Below are 17,188 nucleotides of genomic sequence, written 5' to 3'. Positions count from 1 at the left end.
AATTGTGGAGAGGGAGTAGCGCCGGCGAGCCCACGGTAGGCTCAGGTCTGGCGCGGTGACTATCACATTGGCCTTTCGCGCGGAGCCTTCATCGCTTCCGGTTGATCAGAAGCGAAGCCCTGGATTGTTGTTCTGGCGCGTTTTCTTCACGCGAACCGGTATCCCCTTTGCTCGAAAACGCTATAATCGTATGCGTCTCAACGGCTTGACCGGCCAATCGTTGAGTGAGACGCCACAATAGGCGCGATAGCGCGGGCGGAAAGAACTAACATGCGCTATGGCGCGGAAAGAAATCATGACTGCTCGCCATCTAGCCGGCGCTGTCTACCGCGCGCTGACGAACCGCAAGGACGGCCCGACGCTCTATGAGGTGTGCGATCCTGTGCTGTTGCGCCATCGGGGCGGCGACGGCCATCTGGCCAAATTCTATAAAACCGCGCTGGCGAACCCGGCCCTGCGCCCGCTGTTGCGGCGCGCCGGCCTGCCGGAACTGCGGGATCCGACCCGTTTTCAGGAATTGCAGGACGCGCTGCGGCAGGCGCGGGATGAAGAGACGCCGGACTGGGCCGCGATCGGCCGACCGGTGGCCGCGTTGCTGGATACGGTGACCTTGCACCATCCCCGGCCCGGCGCGACGACCTGCTCGGGGATGGAGCCGGGCCTTGCTGATATCGAGCGGGTGATCCGGACGTGTGGCGCGCATCTGCTTCGATCGTTCCGAAACAACGGGTTCATCCCCACCTTCGCGGCGTTCAACCTGATCGGCGATCCTGATCTGCGCGGCCGGGATTTTCTCGTCGCCCTCACCGGCCTCGACGCGCGCGGCTACAAGAATTCGACGCTGCTCTTTAACCTGGCACGGGTTTTCATCGCACGATCGCCGGCGCGCGAGGTGATCAACCCGCCATGGCGCGGCGTCGCCGAACCGATGTGGGAGCCGGTGCAGATCCGCCATCGCTCGGCCTATTACGACGCTTTCTTCACCGAAGCGCTGTTGAGTTTTGCCGAAACCGGTCTTGCCACGCCCGCCGAAACCGATGCGATCCGTCGTGCCAACTGCGAAATGGTCGATTTCTGCCTGAGAACCAGCAGGGAGGAGGTTTTCTCGCGGGACGGGAGCCGGGTCGGCGTGATCACGGCGCTGGCGCCCAATCCCCATCCGCGGTTCAACCGGTTTTTCACGCATATCAAGCAGAACCTCGGCTTCGGCATTTACGTTCCGGACTGCGACACCACGGCCTGTTCGTTTTCGGCCGCGACGCAGGCCGGCTCGAACGATCCGATCCTCGATCAGCCGTTGCTCGATTTCTACGCCGGCTATCAGGTCGGCGGCGGCGCCAACGAGCCGCTCGTGACCGTACCGCTGAACGACAACATCGATTACGACGGCGGCATCGTCACCTGGATCGACAGTCTCGCGGGTGATCGCCCTTACGGCAACGATCTCGATCCCACCCTCAATCTCGATGTTCTCGAGGTCAGCTTCCGCAACTGCTCGCGGTGGCGTGTCCTTCAGACGCCGCAGCGCCTGCAAACGGTGCAACGAATCATCCGTTTCCAGAGACGTCTGGTCGAGAGCGGCGCGTTCACCGATCCGAGGTCCCATATCTACTATCTGCCTGAGCTTTACTGCGCCTACTTCGGACGCTGCTACGCGGCATTTTCGATGCTGCCTTCCGCCGCCCGGCGGGCGATCGATCCCGACGACAGTTTCAGCTACATGCGCGGCCGCATCCTTGGCTACGTGCAGGACACGCTGATCTCCGCCGAGATGAACGTGTTCGACGCGGCGCTGGCGCTCATCGCCTTGGGCCATCTCGGCGCGGACAGGGCGGCTTTGTGGCCGGCGCTGAACTGCATCGTCAATCACGCCGGCGAAGGCGGGCGGCGCAGTCCCTTCAGGGCTTACGAATGGAACAAGATGAAAACGCCGACCCGCATCGTGGTGGGTGGCCCGGAAGTGACCTCCGCCTTCGTCCTGATGGGGTTGGCCCTGGCGCGCAAGGCGATGCAGCGGGTGGTATAATAGCGGGGCGGCCCGGACCCCTTATTCTTCTGGACGGGCTTCGGGGGCACGATTCCCACAGACGTGCGCCGGGCTGGTATAGGATTGACAATCCGTCCGGGGCCATCAACGGCGGAAGATGCGACGCAAGGAGATGAAATCGTGGTGACCGCCATCGAGACGGTCGAGCAGCTCGAGGCCATTTATGGCCAGCCCGGCGAGGCCGCGACGATCAAGGTGGCCTATCGGATCACGCCGGCCTATCGCGCGCTGATCGAAAGCTCTCCATTCGCGATACTGGCGACCTGCGGCGAGGAAGGGCTCGATTGCTCGCCGCGTGGCGATCTGCCTGGCTTCGTTCGCGTTCAGGACGACCTGACGCTGATATTGCCGGATCGGCGCGGCAATAACCGCATCGATTCGCTGCGTAATCTCATCCGCGATCCAAGGGCCGCGCTGCTGTTTCTGATTCCGGGATCTGGCACCACCGTGCGCGTCAACGGCCGCGCGCTGGTGTCGGCCGACCCCGAACTGCTCGCATCGTTCGGTGTGGAAGGCAAAACGCCCCGTTCGGTCATCGTGATGACGGTTCAGGAGATCTACTTCCAGTGCGCGCGGGCGATCATCCGATCGCACCTCTGGGATCCTTCGAGGCACGTTGACCTCAAGAGCTTGCCGACACCCGGTGAAATTCTCGCCGAGATGAGCAAGGATCGGGTCGGCGGCGAGGAATATGACAAAGCCTGGCTCGAGCGCGCCCGGCAGACGATGTGGTAAGGCTTGAGAGCCGGCTCGCTATTGCGAAGAGTATTTTGGGGCATGGTCGCTTCAACTTGATCGGATCATGATCTAGAGCCTTTCCGCTTCTGATGGAATCAGAAGCGAGGCTCTATGATTTTGATTTGACGCGTTTTCTTCACGCGAACCGGTGTCCACTTCGCTTGAAAACGCTCTAACGCCCGAACATCTGCTTCATGATCTCGTCGATGGGCGGCGGCTTGTCCGGGGACGGCGCCTCCCGGCGTGGCGGTCCTTCAGGAGGCTTGCCCGCGGCAGGCGATTCCGCGGGAGCGGGATAGGCTCCCGCGCCGAGACCTTGCCGGATCAAGGTATCAAGGGTCTCTCCGATATGGGGGACGGACGTGCCGGAGTTGCCGGTCCCGCTGCTGCCGAACAATCCCTGTCCCCATTCCCTGAGCTTGGCATAGGCCGCGCCGGGGTCATCGAGGATGCCCGCGACATCAGGATAGATGCGCGGCTCGCTCCATGATCCCTGCACGACGACCGGAATGCCAAGGCCGATCGGGTCGGCGCGCCCTCCCTGGCCCTCGGTTGTCATGACGAGCTTCGGCTCGACCCGGAGCGCCAGCATCTTCGCGCCGAGATCGACGGAGCCCGCGCCGGTCATCCGCACAAGCGGACCGGCGAGATACAGATCATTCGTGGTCGCTTGCCCTTTAACGATGGTCGCGGTGGCGCTGAGTTGCGACAGGTCGGTGGTCTGGTCAGGACGCTCCTGCCATCCCGACAGGGTGCCGGACGTCAACGCGCGGATCATTTTCGCGATATTGAGATTGCGGATCGCCCCGTCGCGGACGTCGATCGAAGCTGTTCCCGCAAGGCTCGACATGACCGCGCGCAAGCTGGCGCCCGCGCCCCGGACATCGGCTGTCGCCCGCATCCTGCCGTCGACATTGTCGAAACCGGCGAGACTCGACAACAGCGGCAGCGCGCGAACACCGGTCACCTCGGCCTTGAGCGCGTAGGAAGGGCTGTCGCCGGTGGACGTGTCGATCGACAGGCTGCCATTGGCTCGCCCGTCATAGACGCCGAGGTTCGGAAAGGAAGCCTTCAAGACGCCTCTGGCGAGGGCGGCCTCGACCTGGGCCGGCGCGAAGCGCGCCCCGCCGATCGTCAGTTCCGCGGCTGAAATCGTCCCCTGCGCGTCGACATAGTTGAGCCCGCCGACATCGATCGGCGCGTCGCTCCATGACTGCTCGCTGGAGGGCTGCGCGCCCGAGCGTGGCGCGGAAGCTTCGCTTGGTGCTGCGCTCAGGTCGAGCTTCTGAAAATCGAGATCGACCTTCACCAGCGGCTTGCTCGCAAGATCGACCGACGCCCAGCCGTTGAACTTGCCGTCGTCGAGCGATCCGGACAGGCCATTGATAAGAAGCGTCTGCCTGTTGATCCGAACCTCGGCCCTGGCGGTCAGTTGACGGGTCGGCGCGCCCGAAACTTCAAGCGTCAGCTCGGTCGGGATATTCCGGCGTCCGAGCGGACCCGCGGGAGGGGTCGCAGCGATGGCGAATGTCAGCGATCGGCCGCCGGGACGCGCGTCGCCCGTGATGTTGATTCGCCGGTCGGCGCCAAGCCTCACGCTGGCGTTCACGTCATCGATGCGGTCCTCCCACCCGGTTTGCGGATCGAAGAAAACGATCGCGCCGTTGGAAACCGTCACCCTTCCGATCGGGAACGCCGTATCGTCTCCCGCTGTCTCCTCGGAGCGATCCGGCCGGGACGGCACGCCACCGCCGGTGCGTTCACGAAGCAGCGGCGCCCGCAGCGTGGGGTGGTCGATGGTCAATTCCGAGATCTTCAAGGTCCCCGACAGCAGGCCCGCAAGCTCGAGCGTCGCGCGGACTTCCCCCACGGCGAGTTGAGCATCCGTGGCGGCGCTCCCCGGACGATCAAACGTCACATGGTGCAGCGCGAATCCGGGCGAGGGCCATAGCTCAATTCCGGTCGTGCCGTTGATCGCAATCCGGTACCCGGTGTCGCGCTCGATCCGGTCCTGCACCAGCGACGTGACGAAACGGGAAGGGATTCCGGTGACGAGAAGCATGAGGACGACCGCGACCAGGCTGGCTGCGACGGCGCTCACGATTTTCAATGCTTTTGCCATCTCGGAATAGCACGTCCTTGGGTTGCCGACCGTCAGAGCATTTTCCGGCTAAGTGGAATCCGGTCAGCGTGAAGAAAATGCCCTCAATCATTAACTTGCGCGTACTCTGATCGCAAAACCGGTATCCACTTTTGCGGAATACGCGCCTATGACACACTTTGCTCGATTTTCGATCGGGCGCACATTGAAAAATGTGGCGTTCGGCGCCTGTCGGCGAGACCCGGTCAGGCGCGCCGGCCAGGGGCCTGATGATCTCGTCGGGCTGTTGGTCTCAGGATGAAGGCGATGAGCAGGCAGTCGGAATTCGCGGTTATTCTCAAGATGAATCCGTTGTTCTCGGATCTTGAGCCCGATGATCTGCAACGCATGGCGGCGCTCTGTCACACCGTGCAGGTCAATGCCGGCGAGGTCCTGTTTCAGAAGGGCGATGACGGTGACGCGCTCTATGGCGTTCGCCGCGGTCAGGTCCGCATCGAGACCGGTGATTCCGACGGCGGCCGGTTGACCCTGAACTTTCAGGGGCCGGGAGACCTGTTCGGCGAAATCGCGGTGCTGGACGGTCAGTCTCGCACCGCTGACGCGGTGGCGGGCGAGCCGGCCGAACTGTTCGTGCTGCGCCGGGGCGATCTTCTGGCGTTCCTTGAGCGGGAGCCGCGGATCGCCATCCGCCTGATCGAACTGCTATGCCAGCGCATCCGCTGGATCAGCGAGCGCATGGAGGAGTCGGTGCTGCAACCGCTGCCGGTTCGAATGGCGCGCCGGCTGTGCGCGCTGGCCGATGATTACGGCTCGGAGGTTCACATTTCGCAGGAGCAACTCGGCGTTTACGTCGGCGCGGCGCGTGAAAGCGTCAATCGCCAGCTCCAGCAATGGCGCAAGGACGGCATTCTCGATCTTCAACGTGGCCGCATCCTGCTCAAGAACATCAGCCGGCTGAACGCCGTGGCGCGCAACGCTTAGCCACAGTATTTTCGAGCGAAGCATGTCCTCGGGCTTGACCCGAGATCACGATGGTTTGGATCGAAGCGATCCAAACCATCAACGTGATAGATCCTCAATATTTTGAAACGCGGGATGCGGGCGGAAAACCGCTACACGCTTTTCCTCATCCCGCTCCAGGATGGAATCCGGTTAGAGTCCTTCACCGCTTCCATGAAGCAGTGAAAGTCTCCAGCGCTTACTCGGCGCCGGGAAGCGGTACGGCACTCGTTGGCTTTTTGTGTTCGGCCGTTTCAGGCTGGGCGATCTCCGCGCCCGAGGTCAACACCCGTTTGCTGTGGCGCCAGATGAACTTGCCGACATCGTCCATCAGCAGGAACATCGCGGGCACGAACACCAGCGACAGTATCGTCGAAAACAACAGGCCGCCGATCACCGCGAGCGCCATCGGCGAACGGAATTCACCGCCGGCCCCGAATGCAAGCGCACTCGGCATCATGCCTGCGACCATCGCGACGGTGGTCATGACGATCGGGCGCGCGCGCTTCATGCCGGCGTCGATCATCGCCTCTTCCCGTGCGCGGCCTTCGCGGATCGATTCGATGGCGAACTCCACCAGCATGATGGCGTTCTTGGTGACGATGCCCATCAGCATCAGGATGCCGATCCAGACCGGAGTCGTGAGCTGCTTGCCGGTGAGCAGCAGCGCCATGATCGCGCCGCCTATCGAGAGCGGCAGCGAGAACAGGATGGTGATCGGTTGCAGGAACGTGCCGAACAGCAGCACCAGAACCGCATAAACCATCATCAGCCCGGCGGTGATCGCCGTCGCGAATCCCTCGGACAGTTCGTTCAGGCTCTCGGCGTCGCCCGACGGATTGACCCGCACGCCCTTCGGCAAGCTCTTCATCACCGGCAGATCGTTGATCATGTCGGTCGCATCGCCGAGCGCGGCCGTGCCGACGAGGTCGGCCGCGACGGTGGCCTGCCGCTCGCGGTCGTAGCGGTTGATGCTGGTGGGGCCTTGATCCAATCTGATGTCGGCAACGACGGAAAGCGGGACATGGCCGCGTCCGCCGCCGATCGGCACCCGCATCTGCTCCAGCACCTTCAGGTCGGCGCGTGCGCCGTCCTCCAACTGCACGCGGATCGGAACCTGGCGGTCGCCGGCGTCGAACTTCGCCAGCGCGGGACCGACGTCGCCGATCGTCGCCACGCGGATGGTTTGCGAGAGCTGCTCGGTCGAAACGCCAAGGCGCGCGGCCAGATCAGCCCGCGGCCGGATGCGCAGTTCGGGACGGTCGAGCGATGTCTCCGGCGTGACGTTGGCGATCAGCGGAATGCGTTTCATCTGTGTCGCCAGTTCGTTCGCGACATTGCTGACGATGCCGATGTCGGGCCCGGTCACCACCAGCGCGACGGCGCGCAGGCCGTTCTCGTCGAGGAACCAGTAACGAACGTCGGGAACGCTTTCGAGATCCTGCCCGATCTGGAGTTCAAGCTCGCGCTGGGTGATGCCGCGGTCCTGCTTGGGGGTATAGTTGATGATCAGGGACGCGCGGCGCACCTCCTGAAGTCCGGGCGGCACCCGTCCGCCGTCGACGAAGACGCTCGTCACCTCCGGCCGTTTGCGCAATCGCGCCGCGATGCCTTCCGTGACCTTTTCGGTATGGGCGAGCTGTGATCCGGGCGGCAGCTCGATCGCCAGCAGCGAGCGCGCGGTGTCCTGCGCCGGCAGGAAGCCCTGCGGCAGCAGCTTGATGCTCCAGATCGAGGCGGCAAAGACGGCAAACCCGATCAGAACGGTGATGATGTAATGCCGCACCGACCAGGTCACGAGCCGGGTATAGGCGCGTAGCACGCGCCCCGGCGGCGGCGCCTCGTGCGGATGGTCCTTCATGAAGTAAGCGGCGAGCACGGGCGTCACCAAACGCGCGGCCAGCAACGAGAAGAACACCTGTACCGACACGGTGATGCCGAACTGTTTGAAGAACTGCCCCGCGATGCCCGACATGAAACTGGCCGGCGCGAAGATCGCGATGATGGTGAGACTGATCGCGATCACGGCGAGGCCGATCTCGTCGGCGGCTTCCAGCGCGGCGCGGTAGGGCGACTTGCCCATCCGCATGTGGCGCACGATGTTCTCGATTTCGACGATGGCGTCGTCGACAAGGATGCCGGTGGAGAGCGTGATGGCCAGGAAGCTGACCAGGTTCAGCGAGAAGCCGAGAATGTCCATCGCCCAGAAGGCGGGGAAAATCGACAGCGGCAGCGAGATCGCGGCGATGATGGTGGCGCGGATGTCGCGCAGGAACAGGAAAACGATGATGACGGCGAGGGTCGCGCCTTCGAACAGGGTCGAGATCGCCGCCTCGTAGTTGCCTTTGGTGAACTCGACGGAGGTGTCGATAAGCTTCAGATCGACCTCGGGATATTGCTCCTTGAGCGCGTTGATCCGCTCCTGCACGGCCTCCGCCACCACGACATCGCTCGCTCCCTTGGAGCGTTTGATGCCAAGCGCGACCACCGGCTCGCCGTTGAAGCGGGCGAAGGTCCGGCGGTCGGCGATGGTATCGGTCACCGTGCCGAGATCGTCGAGCCGGATTTCACTGCCGCCCGGCAGGGAAATCATCGTGCCTGCCAGTTCGTTGAGGGTCTTGGCGCCGGCAAGGGTCCGGATCGCCTGATCGTTCTGCCCGATCTCCGCCCGCCCGCCGGCGACATCGACGTTGATGCCGCGCAGCCGCTGGCTGACATCGACCGCCGTCAGCCCCACGGCGTGCAGCCGGTCCGGGTCGAGCGACACCAGGATTTCGCGCTCGACGCCGCCGATGCGCTCGACCTGGGCGACGCCGCGCACGCCCTGCAATGTCCGCTTCACCACGTCGTCGACGAAATAGGACAATTGTTCGGGCGTTTTGCCGGGCGAAATCGCGGCATAGGTGACGATCGGCAATCCGATGACGTCGACGCGCTGGATCAGCGGTTCGTTGACGTTCTGCGGGAGATTGGCGCGGACCCGCGTCACGGCGTCCTTGACGTCGTTCAGCGCACGATCGGTGTTGGTCTCCAGCGCGAACTGGATGGTGGTCAGCGACAGCCCGTCGGTGATCGAGGACGAGATATGCCGGACGCCCTCGACGCCCGAAACGCCATCCTCGATGGTCTTGGTGACCTGGGCTTCAAGTTCGGCTGGCGCGGCGCCGAACTGCGAGACTGCCACCGAGATCACCGGGATATCCGCGCTCGGCAGCCGCGTGATCGCGAGGTTGGTGAAGCTGACCCAGCCCAGAATCAGCAGAATGATCGAGAAGAGGACGGACGGAAGCGGATTCCGGATCGACCAGGCGGAAATATTGGAGGCCATCAATGTACTCGCGATCGATCGAGGTCATCTGTGAATATGGCCTTGACCCGATCGCCGTCATGCAGCGAGGTGCCGGCGTCGGCCACGACGGTTTCTCCGGCTTTCAGTCCTTCGAGGATTTCGACGGCGGTGTCGGAGGTCAATCCGATGCGGACGCGCCGCTTCTCCACGATATCTCCTTTCACCACCTGAACCGTCAGGTGGTCGATCGCGGAGCGGGGAATTGCCACGCCGCAACTGCGCTTGGCGTCGATGCTGGCGCGGGCGAACATGCCGATCCTCAAGCTCGGGTCCGCGCTCAGGGACAGCCGGACATGGCCCATCTGGGTCTTGCGATCGATCTCGGGCGAGACCAGCCGGACGCGCCCGACCAGATCGGGGCCGTCCTCACGACTGACCCGCGCGCTCGCGCCTGGATTGAGCTTGAGCACATGGATCGAAGGAACCTCGGCGTCCAGCTCGATCTCATTGTTGACGGCGATCCGAAACATCGGTCCGGCCTGCGGCGAGGCCGGCGCTCCGACGGCGGTGCGGACCTGGGTGACAAGGCCGGCGGCGGGCGCGCGCAGGGTCGATCCCGATTTGCCGCCGGGCGGAGGCGTCAGCCGGGCGAGTTCCTGATTCAGCGCGACAGTGTCGCCCTCGCGGACCAGCACGTCGGTGACAAGCGATCCTTCCGAGTCGGGGCCGGCCACCGCCTCCTGGCGCGCGACAATAAAACCGGTCACACGAACCATCTCGGAAAAGCAGGCATTGGTGGCGCGGGCGACGGTTACGAGGGCGCCGGCGGACGGCTCGGTGTCATCGGCGGCGAGCGAAGGGCCCATCACCCCAAGGGCCGCCACCGCCACGCCAAGAAGCAGGCCGGAGACGAGCTTACGCGCGCATCGCGGCCCAAAAGTATCCGAAAGTCGCCTCACTCTGAAATTCTCACATTGAAACGCGCCGCGCTCCGATGCGGAGACCTGTGAGGTGCATCCGCAATCGCAAACAAACCGGTCGAAAATCACGCAGTATTGTCCATGACGTCAACGCACGCCGTAGCCGGCAAACTCCTTCGCGATGTCGGGATCCATTGCCTTGGCGTTGGCGATGTCCAGGCTGCCCTCCGCGACGGCGCCGCTGCGCTGCCTGGCAAGTCCCCGTCCGTAGAGCGAGGAGGTCAGCCTGGGGTTGATCTTGAGCGCCGCGTCGAAGTCCGCGATCGCTTTCTTGTTCGCGCCGCTTTTCAGATTGAGCAGGCCGCGGCTGTCCAGCGCGTCCACGAAATTCCGCCTCAGCCTGAGGGCCTCGTCGCAATCTCGGCGCGCCGCCTGTAACTCGCCGATCACGGTCCGGACCCAGCAGCGATTGTTGTAGGCTTCCACATCCTTCGGATTCAGCCGGATCGTCGCATCGAAGTCCTTTATGGCGAGAGCGTAAGCGCCTTTGCTGGCATAGACCTGCCCACGCCGATACAGCGCGCTGGCGTCGTCTGTCTTGGCGGCGATCCTGGCCGTCAGCGATTTGATCGTTGGGTCCTCGGCCAGAGCAAGTTCGGTCTTGTGGTCATCCCGCGCTTGCGGCCGAGGCTCCGCCGCAGGTTCCGGGACCTGGGCCGGCGAGGGAGCGGGCTCCGAAGGCGCGGACGCAACGGCAGGCGTCTGTGATGGGGCGGGCGTATGTGGTGGCGCCATCGACTCGGCGGGCGTAGTGGCCGGCGCGGGTGCGGGCGCAGCCGATGCCGCCGGGTCGGATGCGGGCGGGGCAGATGCGGACGGAGGCGGCGCAACCGGTGCGGATGGGGCCTGGGCCTGCGGACGGTGAGGCGTTGATGGCATAAGAGCGGCGTCAGCCTGGCCGCCCTGACCCGGAACAAAGTAAAAATCCTCCGCCAGTGATGATGAAATCCACGGCACCTGCTCGGCGCGCGAGGCGCGCGTCACGCCGACGCGGGTGCGATTCAGCGTTTGCTCGGCTGTCAGGCCGGGGACCCGGATCTCCTTCAGCAACTCGCTTACGAACAGGCTGTGATCGGCGCTCACGTCACCCACCACCGAACTGAGCGCGGCGGAATACATCACCAGCGATCCGCTCGGCGCGATCACCGGAGCCAGACCGGCCGAAAAGCTGCGAAAACGGCGCTCGAACGGATTGCGGCGGGAGGCGTCGAGCAGCGCGATCTTGACTCCCGCGCCGCGATTGTTGATCTCGCCCAGAATGGTCTCGAGGCTGAAGCCGTCGCGGCGCACATCCGCTTCGGTCCACAGCTGTGCGTCGACCGGGATCAGATAGCTCTGGCGTCCGGACTGGATGCCGTATCCGCTGAAGAAGATCAGCGCGACGCTGCCGGGCTTGATGCGGGTGTACAGACGCTTGAGCGCGAGGCGCATGGCGTCGCCGGTCATATTTTCTCCGGTTTCGACGTCGAACCCGTTGCGCTTGAGTTCGGCGGCGACATCGCGGGCATCGTTGATCGGCTCCTTGAGCGGCGCTTCACTGTCCGGATAGACGGCGTTGCCGATCACGAGCGCGACCCGCGCGCTGCCGTCCGTCGCGGCTGATGCGGCCGGCCCCATCGCGAGCGCCATCGTCAGCGTCAATACCGCCAGCACCGCGACCCGAATGTTCATGCGACGACAGTCCCAAGGCAACAGTCCCAAGGCGGACGCCGTTCAGCCTGCGCCGTGGCGACCCCTATCTTACGCGATCGGTATTTTCAAACAGGCGGCGCAGCCCCTGTCAATGGCGCCAGAGCGGGCCACCCGCGATCCACCGCGCGGGAAGCATCTGCATTCGATGGCGGAGGCGCACGGGACGGCTCCGGTGCGCCTGTCTGCGGTGCATTCACTGGCTATTCGCGGCCTGGTCCTTGGTGGCCATGTTGACGACCTCGACGCGACGGTTTTCAGCAGCGAACGGGTCTGCAGGATTTTTGTATCCTTCTTTTCCGTATCCGGCCGCGACCAGATTCGCCGCCGGAATCTTGTACGTCTCGACAAGGAAGCGCTTCACGGCTTCAGCCCGGCGTTCGGAGAGGTTTTGATTGTAGGCGTCGGATCCCTTGCCGTCGGTGTGCCCGCCGAGCATGATGACGGAGCCTGCCAGTTCGTCGCTGGTCAGCGCCTTCCCAAGGCTGTGCAACTGCGGTTCAGTGCGCGGGGTCACGGCGGCGGAATCGAAATCGAAATTGATGTCCAGATCGATCTTCGGGCGCTTCGCGGCAATCTCCGCCAGTTGACTGCGGTCGCCCATGGACAGCGAGCGTGTCTTGCCGCGGACCTTCTGGACGAAGTTGAGGTCGTTCGGATCGAGCGTCGGCCGCGGTGACGCGCTCAGGCTTCGCGTTTTCGAGACTTTCAGCCCGTCGATGATCTGCTGGGCGGAAAGGTCGTCCGCCGAGACGCCCTGCGGCGCCGCGATCGCCATCAGGCTGGCCGCCAGAATGGCTGCTCCGAGGCTTTTCCCGGAAATCCTCTGAATCAACATGATTATCTCCCTGTATCTCTATAAGTCCGCCACGCGATGGGTCGTCAGCGTAGCATTCTCTATGCATGACCTGCGACATCATTACCGTGACCGGCATCACAAAGGCGGGTTTAAAGTATTGCCCACCCCCCCGATTTGACGTCGCTCGGGGGAAGTTTGTTCAAAATACCACAGCCCAGGATGACGTTACCCATGAACCGGCGGGCGTTGCGGGACGGAACCGGGGAGCGGAGTTGCGCGTTTGCTGGTCAAACTGACAGGGGCGCAGGTCCGCCGGGAGCGAACGCCAACAGATCCTCAGGCAGATCTTCATCCTGACGCATTCCGTGGGGATCGCCCGGCGTCCCTTGTGCCCTGCATTCCAGCCAGCCGTGAGCGTCGCTGCGAACGGCCGGGAGTGGCCCGACGATTCGCGGTTTTGACAACTGATAAGGTGATCATTGCAGGAACGGAACGACCGGATCGTCGAGACAGATATTCCCGCCCGTCTCGATAGTCTCCGCTGGAGCCCGTTCCATACACGGGTCGTAACGGCTCTCGGGATCACCTGGATACTGGACGGGCTGGAGGTGACGCTGGCAGGCGCGCTGTCCGGCGCGCTCAAGGACAGTCCCACGCTTCAATTCAGCAATCTCGATATCGGCATCGCCGGCAGCGCCTATCTGATCGGGGCCGTGCTCGGCGCGCTGGGTTTCGGCTGGCTGACGGACCGCATCGGACGCAAGAAGCTTTTCTTCGCCACGTTGACACTTTATCTGGTCGCGACCGCGGCGACGGCGCTGTCCTGGGATCTCGCCAGCTTCGCGCTGTTCCGGTTTTTCACGGGCGCAGGCATCGGGGGCGAATATACCGCGATCAACTCGACGATCCAGGAATTGGTGCCGGCGCGGTATCGCGGCTGGACCGATCTGACCATAAATGGCAGTTTCTGGATCGGCGCGGCCCTGGGCGCGGCGGGTTCGATCGTCCTGCTCGATCCACAAGTCATCGATCCCGAATTGGGCTGGCGGCTTGCATTTCTCACTGGCGCGGTTCTCGGACTTGTGGTGTTTGTGATGCGGCTCTGGATTCCGGAAAGCCCCCGCTGGCTGATGGTTCATGGCCGGCCGGAGGAAGCGGCGCGCATCGTCGCCGGCATCGAACGGAGGGCGGTTCGCGATCCGGATGAGCCTGCCGGCGGGGTCTGGCCGGTGATTGAGCTTCGGATGCGCAGCCACACACCGCTGCGCGAGGTAGCCAGGACGCTGTTTAAAGTATATCGGAAACGCTCGCTGGTCGGCCTCGCGCTGATGACAGCGCAGGCGTTCTTCTACAACGCGATCTTCTTTACCTATGCGCTGGTGCTGTCGACCTTCTTCAACATTCCGGCGGATCAGATCGGCTGGTACCTCCTGCCGTTCGCGGCGAGCAATTTTCTCGGGCCGTTGCTGCTCGGCCGGCTGTTCGATACGGTCGGACGCCGCGCGATGATCGCGTTCACCTACGGGATCTCCGGCATCCTGCTCGCCATAACAGGCTATCTCTTCGCCGCCGGCGTTCTGACCGCGCAGACCCAGATGATTGCTTGGATGGTGATCTTTTTCTTTGCCTCGCCGGCGGCCAGCGCGGCTTACCTGACCGTGAGCGAGACCTTTCCGCTTGAAGTGCGGGCACTGGCGATCGCGGTGTTCTATTGTGTGGGGACCGCAATCGGGGGCGTCGCCGGCCCCGCGCTGTTCGGCGCCTTGATCGACAGCGGCTCGCGTGACAGCGTATTCATCGGATATTGTTTCGGATCGGCGTTAATGGTCGCGGCCGCGCTGATCGGCTGGCGATTCGGAATCGCCGCCGAGCGGCGACCGCTGGAATCGGTAGCGTCGCCGCTCGCCGCTGTGGAGTCACGATGAATCAGGGTGTAACAGGAACCGTGCCGAACAAAACCGCTTCAGTGGCCGACGACGTTGAGCCTCGCACGCTGCCGCTCGGGACGTCCGCGCTGCTGCTCGATATCGACGGCACGCTGCTCGATCTCGCGCCGTCGCCGAGCGAGGTTCGCGTGCCGCCAAGGCTCGCTTCGTCGCTGCCGAGGCTGTTGTCGCGGACCGGCGGCGCGCTGGCGCTGGTCAGCGGCCGATCGCTCCGCGATATCGACCGGATCTTCGCGCCGACGCTGTTTCCCGCGGTCGGTGGCCACGGTGCGGAGATGCGGATCTCGGTTGAAAGCGAGGCCGTGGCTGCCCATGCGCCGCCGATGAATCCGGATCTGATGCGGCGTTTCGCGGCCATCTCCGACCTGCATCCCGGCATCCTGGTCGAAAACAAGGGGTATTCGCTGGCGCTGCACTTCAGAAAGGCGCCCGACGTCGAGCTTGCGATCTATGACCGGGTATCGGCCATACGCGCCGAGTTGCCGAACGCGCCCATAGAGGTGCTGCCGGGCAAGTTCGTCTGCGAGATCAAGCATTCGGGATTCACCAAGGCGACCGGAGTGGCCGAACTGATGTCGCATGAGCCGTTCAAGGGGCGGCGGCCTGTCTTCATCGGCGACGACGTGACCGATGAAACCGTTTTCGCCATCATGCCGGACATGGACGGCCTGTCGTTCTCGGTCGGACGGCGCGCCCAGGGCGTCGATGGGCACTTTCAAGCGCCCTGTAATGTCAGGGCCTGGCTGGCCCGTCTTCTGGACGACGAGCGAGCGATCGCTGAATGATCGATCATGGGCTCGATCTTGCCGTCATCGGCAACTGCCGCACGGCGGCTCTTGTCGATCCGACCGCGCGACTCGTATGGTGGTGCTTCCCGCGCTTCGACTCGGACCCGGTATTCTCGCGCCTGCTCGCGGGCAACGAAGAAAAGGGCTTCAGCGATGTCGTGCTGGATGGCATGGCCGACTTTCAGTCGGACTATGTTCGTAACACCGCGATTGTCTCCACCGTCCTGACCGACACGCACGGCAATGCCGTGCGCATCACCGACTTCGCGCCCCGTTTCCGGCAGTACGGCCGCATATTCCGGCCGCCGCAGTTGTTTCGCATCATCGAGCCCGTCGCGGGCCTGCCCCGGATCACCATCCGCATCCGGCCGACGCACGCCTACGGCAAGCCGCTGGCCCGGCACTCGATGGGCAGCAACCACATTCGCTACTTCGAGGAAGACGGCACCGCGCTCCGCGTCACCACCGATGCGCCGCTCGCCCTGATCGAAAACGAAACGCCGTTCGTTCTGACGCGGCCGATGTATCTCGTGTTCGGAAACGACGAAGCGTTTCCCGGCGATCTCGCATCGACCGCCCAGCGCTTCGCGGAGGAAACCAAAACCTACTGGCTCAGCTGGGTGCGGCGCCTCTACATCTCCTATGAATGGCAGGAAGCCATTATCCGCGCGGCCATCACGCTCAAGCTGTCCAACTTCGAGGAAACCGGCGGCATCATCGCCGCGCACACCACCTCGATTCCGGAGGCGCCCGGCTCGGGCCGCACCTGGGACTATCGTTATTGCTGGCTGCGCGATGCCTATTTCGTCGTGAAGGCGCTCAATCGCGTCGGAGCGACGCGGACGATGGAGGACTTCATCGGCTTCACGCTCTCGCTCGCATCCAACGCCGAGGAGGATCTCAAGCCGGTCTACGGCGTGGTTCCGAATTTGCCGCTGAACGAGTGGATCGCCGCCGACCTTCAAGGCTATCATGGCGATGGGCCGGTGCGCGTCGGCAATGCCGCGGTCGATCAGAAGCAGCACGACACATACGGAAGCGCCATCCTCGCCGCGCTGCCCATGTTCTTCGACCGACGATTGCCGCGGCCAGGTGACGAAAGCCTGTTCAGGCTGCTTGAATCGCTGGGCGACAAGGCGGCCCGGGTCGCGATGACGAGCGACGCCGGCATATGGGAATATCGCGGCCGTCAGCGCATCCATACTCATTCCGCGGCGATGTGCTGGGCCGGGATCAACCGGCTCGCGGCCATCGCGGAGCGGCTTGGCCTGTCGGACCGCGCGGCGCACTGGAACGCAATTGCCGACCCCCTGCATGCGGAACTGATCGAGCGCGCCTGGAATCCGAAGCGCGAGGCGTTCACGGCGGCGTTCGGGTCCGATGATCTCGATGCGAGCGTGCTGTTGCTGCCTGAACTCGGGGTGTGCGAGGTCGACGATCCCCGGTTCGTCAAAACCGTCGCCGCCATGGAGCGCGAGCTGCTGCGTGAAAAGCATGTGATGCGCTACGCGGCGGAAGACGACTTCGGTCTTCCGGTGACCGCCTTCCTGATCTGCCGGTTCTGGCTGATCGATGCCTGGTGGGCGCTCGGTCGGCGCGAGGAAGCGCGGGAGGCGTTCACGGATGCGTTGGCGCATCGCAATCGCTTCGGGCTGCTGTCGGAGGATGTCGATCCCAAGACCGGCGCGCTGTTCGGAAACTTCCCGCAAACCTATTCGATGGCCGGATTGATCCTGACCGGCATGAAACTGTCGCGGAACTGGGAAGATCGCTACTGGCGTAGTTGATTCAATGGAAGACACTTCCCATTAA

General features: G+C 63.8%; 11 protein-coding genes. 6 read left to right on the top strand and 5 right to left on the bottom strand.

The genetic code is table 11. The features are described from left to right. The first annotated feature begins 295 nt into the window (after positions 1-295). A complete protein-coding gene (locus NWI_RS15795) occupies positions 296-2,026 on the top strand; it encodes a hypothetical protein (RefSeq protein ID WP_041345710.1) in 1,731 nt (576 codons plus the stop codon). Positions 2,027-2,170: 144 nt separating this feature from the next. After that, positions 2,171-2,782 (top strand): pyridoxamine 5'-phosphate oxidase family protein, encoded by a 612-nt coding sequence (locus NWI_RS15790; RefSeq protein ID WP_187148049.1) that lies wholly within the window; start codon positions 2,171-2,173, stop codon positions 2,780-2,782. A gap of 175 nt (positions 2,783-2,957) precedes the next feature. Here the strand turns inward: NWI_RS15790 and NWI_RS15785 are convergent, their stop codons facing one another. Further along, positions 2,958-4,907 carry an AsmA family protein gene (locus tag NWI_RS15785; RefSeq protein ID WP_011316201.1) on the bottom strand — a complete coding sequence of 650 codons (1,950 nt, stop codon included), beginning with the start codon at positions 4,905-4,907 and terminating at the stop codon, positions 2,958-2,960. Between the two features lie 285 nt (positions 4,908-5,192). On the opposite strand from NWI_RS15785, the gene NWI_RS15780 reads away from it, so the two are divergent. Next, on the top strand, positions 5,193-5,867 hold the full coding sequence (locus tag NWI_RS15780; RefSeq protein WP_011316200.1) for a Crp/Fnr family transcriptional regulator: 675 nt from the start codon (positions 5,193-5,195) through the stop codon (positions 5,865-5,867). A 217-nt stretch (positions 5,868-6,084) separates the two neighbouring features. Here NWI_RS15780 and NWI_RS15775 read toward each other — a convergent pair whose 3' ends face one another. The 4 genes from NWI_RS15775 to NWI_RS18490 all read right to left on the bottom strand — a co-directional run bounded on the left by NWI_RS15775 (position 6,085) and on the right by NWI_RS18490 (position 12,681). Next, positions 6,085-9,213 (bottom strand): efflux RND transporter permease subunit, encoded by a 3,129-nt coding sequence (locus tag NWI_RS15775; RefSeq protein ID WP_011316199.1) that lies wholly within the window; start codon positions 9,211-9,213, stop codon positions 6,085-6,087. After that, complete coding sequence (locus NWI_RS15770; RefSeq protein WP_081431749.1) at positions 9,213-10,040, bottom strand: efflux RND transporter periplasmic adaptor subunit; 828 nt, start codon at positions 10,038-10,040, stop codon at positions 9,213-9,215. The genes NWI_RS15775 and NWI_RS15770 overlap by 1 nt, the downstream gene beginning before the upstream one ends. Before the next feature lie 201 nt (positions 10,041-10,241). After that, positions 10,242-11,825 carry a caspase family protein gene (locus tag NWI_RS15765; protein WP_011316197.1) on the bottom strand — a complete coding sequence of 528 codons (1,584 nt, stop codon included), beginning with the start codon at positions 11,823-11,825 and terminating at the stop codon, positions 10,242-10,244. A 214-nt stretch (positions 11,826-12,039) separates the two neighbouring features. Beyond that, positions 12,040-12,681: an OmpA family protein gene (locus NWI_RS18490; protein WP_011316196.1), complete on the bottom strand. Its 642-nt coding sequence runs from the start codon at positions 12,679-12,681 to the stop codon at positions 12,040-12,042. Between the two features lie 440 nt (positions 12,682-13,121). Here NWI_RS18490 and NWI_RS15755 point away from each other — a divergent pair, with 440 nt between their 5' ends. From NWI_RS15755 to NWI_RS15745, 3 genes are read left to right on the top strand one after another with little or no spacing between them, the layout of a single operon-like run. Further along, positions 13,122-14,567, top strand: a complete 1,446-nt coding sequence (locus NWI_RS15755; RefSeq protein ID WP_011316195.1) for an MFS transporter — start codon at positions 13,122-13,124, stop codon at positions 14,565-14,567. Further along, positions 14,564-15,373: a trehalose-phosphatase gene (gene otsB / locus NWI_RS15750; protein WP_011316194.1), complete on the top strand. Its 810-nt coding sequence runs from the start codon at positions 14,564-14,566 to the stop codon at positions 15,371-15,373. The genes NWI_RS15755 and otsB overlap by 4 nt, the downstream gene beginning before the upstream one ends. Then, the gene (locus tag NWI_RS15745) at positions 15,370-17,163 is read left to right on the top strand and encodes a glycoside hydrolase family 15 protein (protein ID WP_011316193.1); all 1,794 of its coding nucleotides are present in this window, start codon (positions 15,370-15,372) and stop codon (positions 17,161-17,163) included. The genes otsB and NWI_RS15745 overlap by 4 nt, the downstream gene beginning before the upstream one ends. Positions 17,164-17,188 lie beyond the last annotated feature (25 nt).

The sequence above is a fragment of the Nitrobacter winogradskyi Nb-255 genome (assembly GCF_000012725.1).
Classification (GTDB): domain Bacteria; phylum Pseudomonadota; class Alphaproteobacteria; order Rhizobiales; family Xanthobacteraceae; genus Nitrobacter; species Nitrobacter winogradskyi.
This window is presented reverse-complemented; position numbering and strand designations above follow the sequence as displayed.

Coding starts and splice junctions, on each gene's coding strand:
- NWI_RS15770 (WP_081431749.1), bottom strand. CDS start 10,040: ATGGGCCCTTCGCTCGCCGCCGATGACACCGAGCCGTCCGCCGGCGCC.
- NWI_RS15775 (WP_011316199.1), bottom strand. CDS start 9,213: ATGGCCTCCAATATTTCCGCCTGGTCGATCCGGAATCCGCTTCCGTCC.
- NWI_RS15780 (WP_011316200.1), top strand. CDS start 5,193: ATGAGCAGGCAGTCGGAATTCGCGGTTATTCTCAAGATGAATCCGTTG.
- NWI_RS15745 (WP_011316193.1), top strand. CDS start 15,370: ATGATCGATCATGGGCTCGATCTTGCCGTCATCGGCAACTGCCGCACG.
- otsB (WP_011316194.1), top strand. CDS start 14,564: ATGAATCAGGGTGTAACAGGAACCGTGCCGAACAAAACCGCTTCAGTG.
- NWI_RS15785 (WP_011316201.1), bottom strand. CDS start 4,907: ATGGCAAAAGCATTGAAAATCGTGAGCGCCGTCGCAGCCAGCCTGGTC.
- NWI_RS15795 (WP_041345710.1), top strand. CDS start 296: ATGACTGCTCGCCATCTAGCCGGCGCTGTCTACCGCGCGCTGACGAAC.
- NWI_RS18490 (WP_011316196.1), bottom strand. CDS start 12,681: ATGTTGATTCAGAGGATTTCCGGGAAAAGCCTCGGAGCAGCCATTCTG.
- NWI_RS15765 (WP_011316197.1), bottom strand. CDS start 11,825: ATGAACATTCGGGTCGCGGTGCTGGCGGTATTGACGCTGACGATGGCG.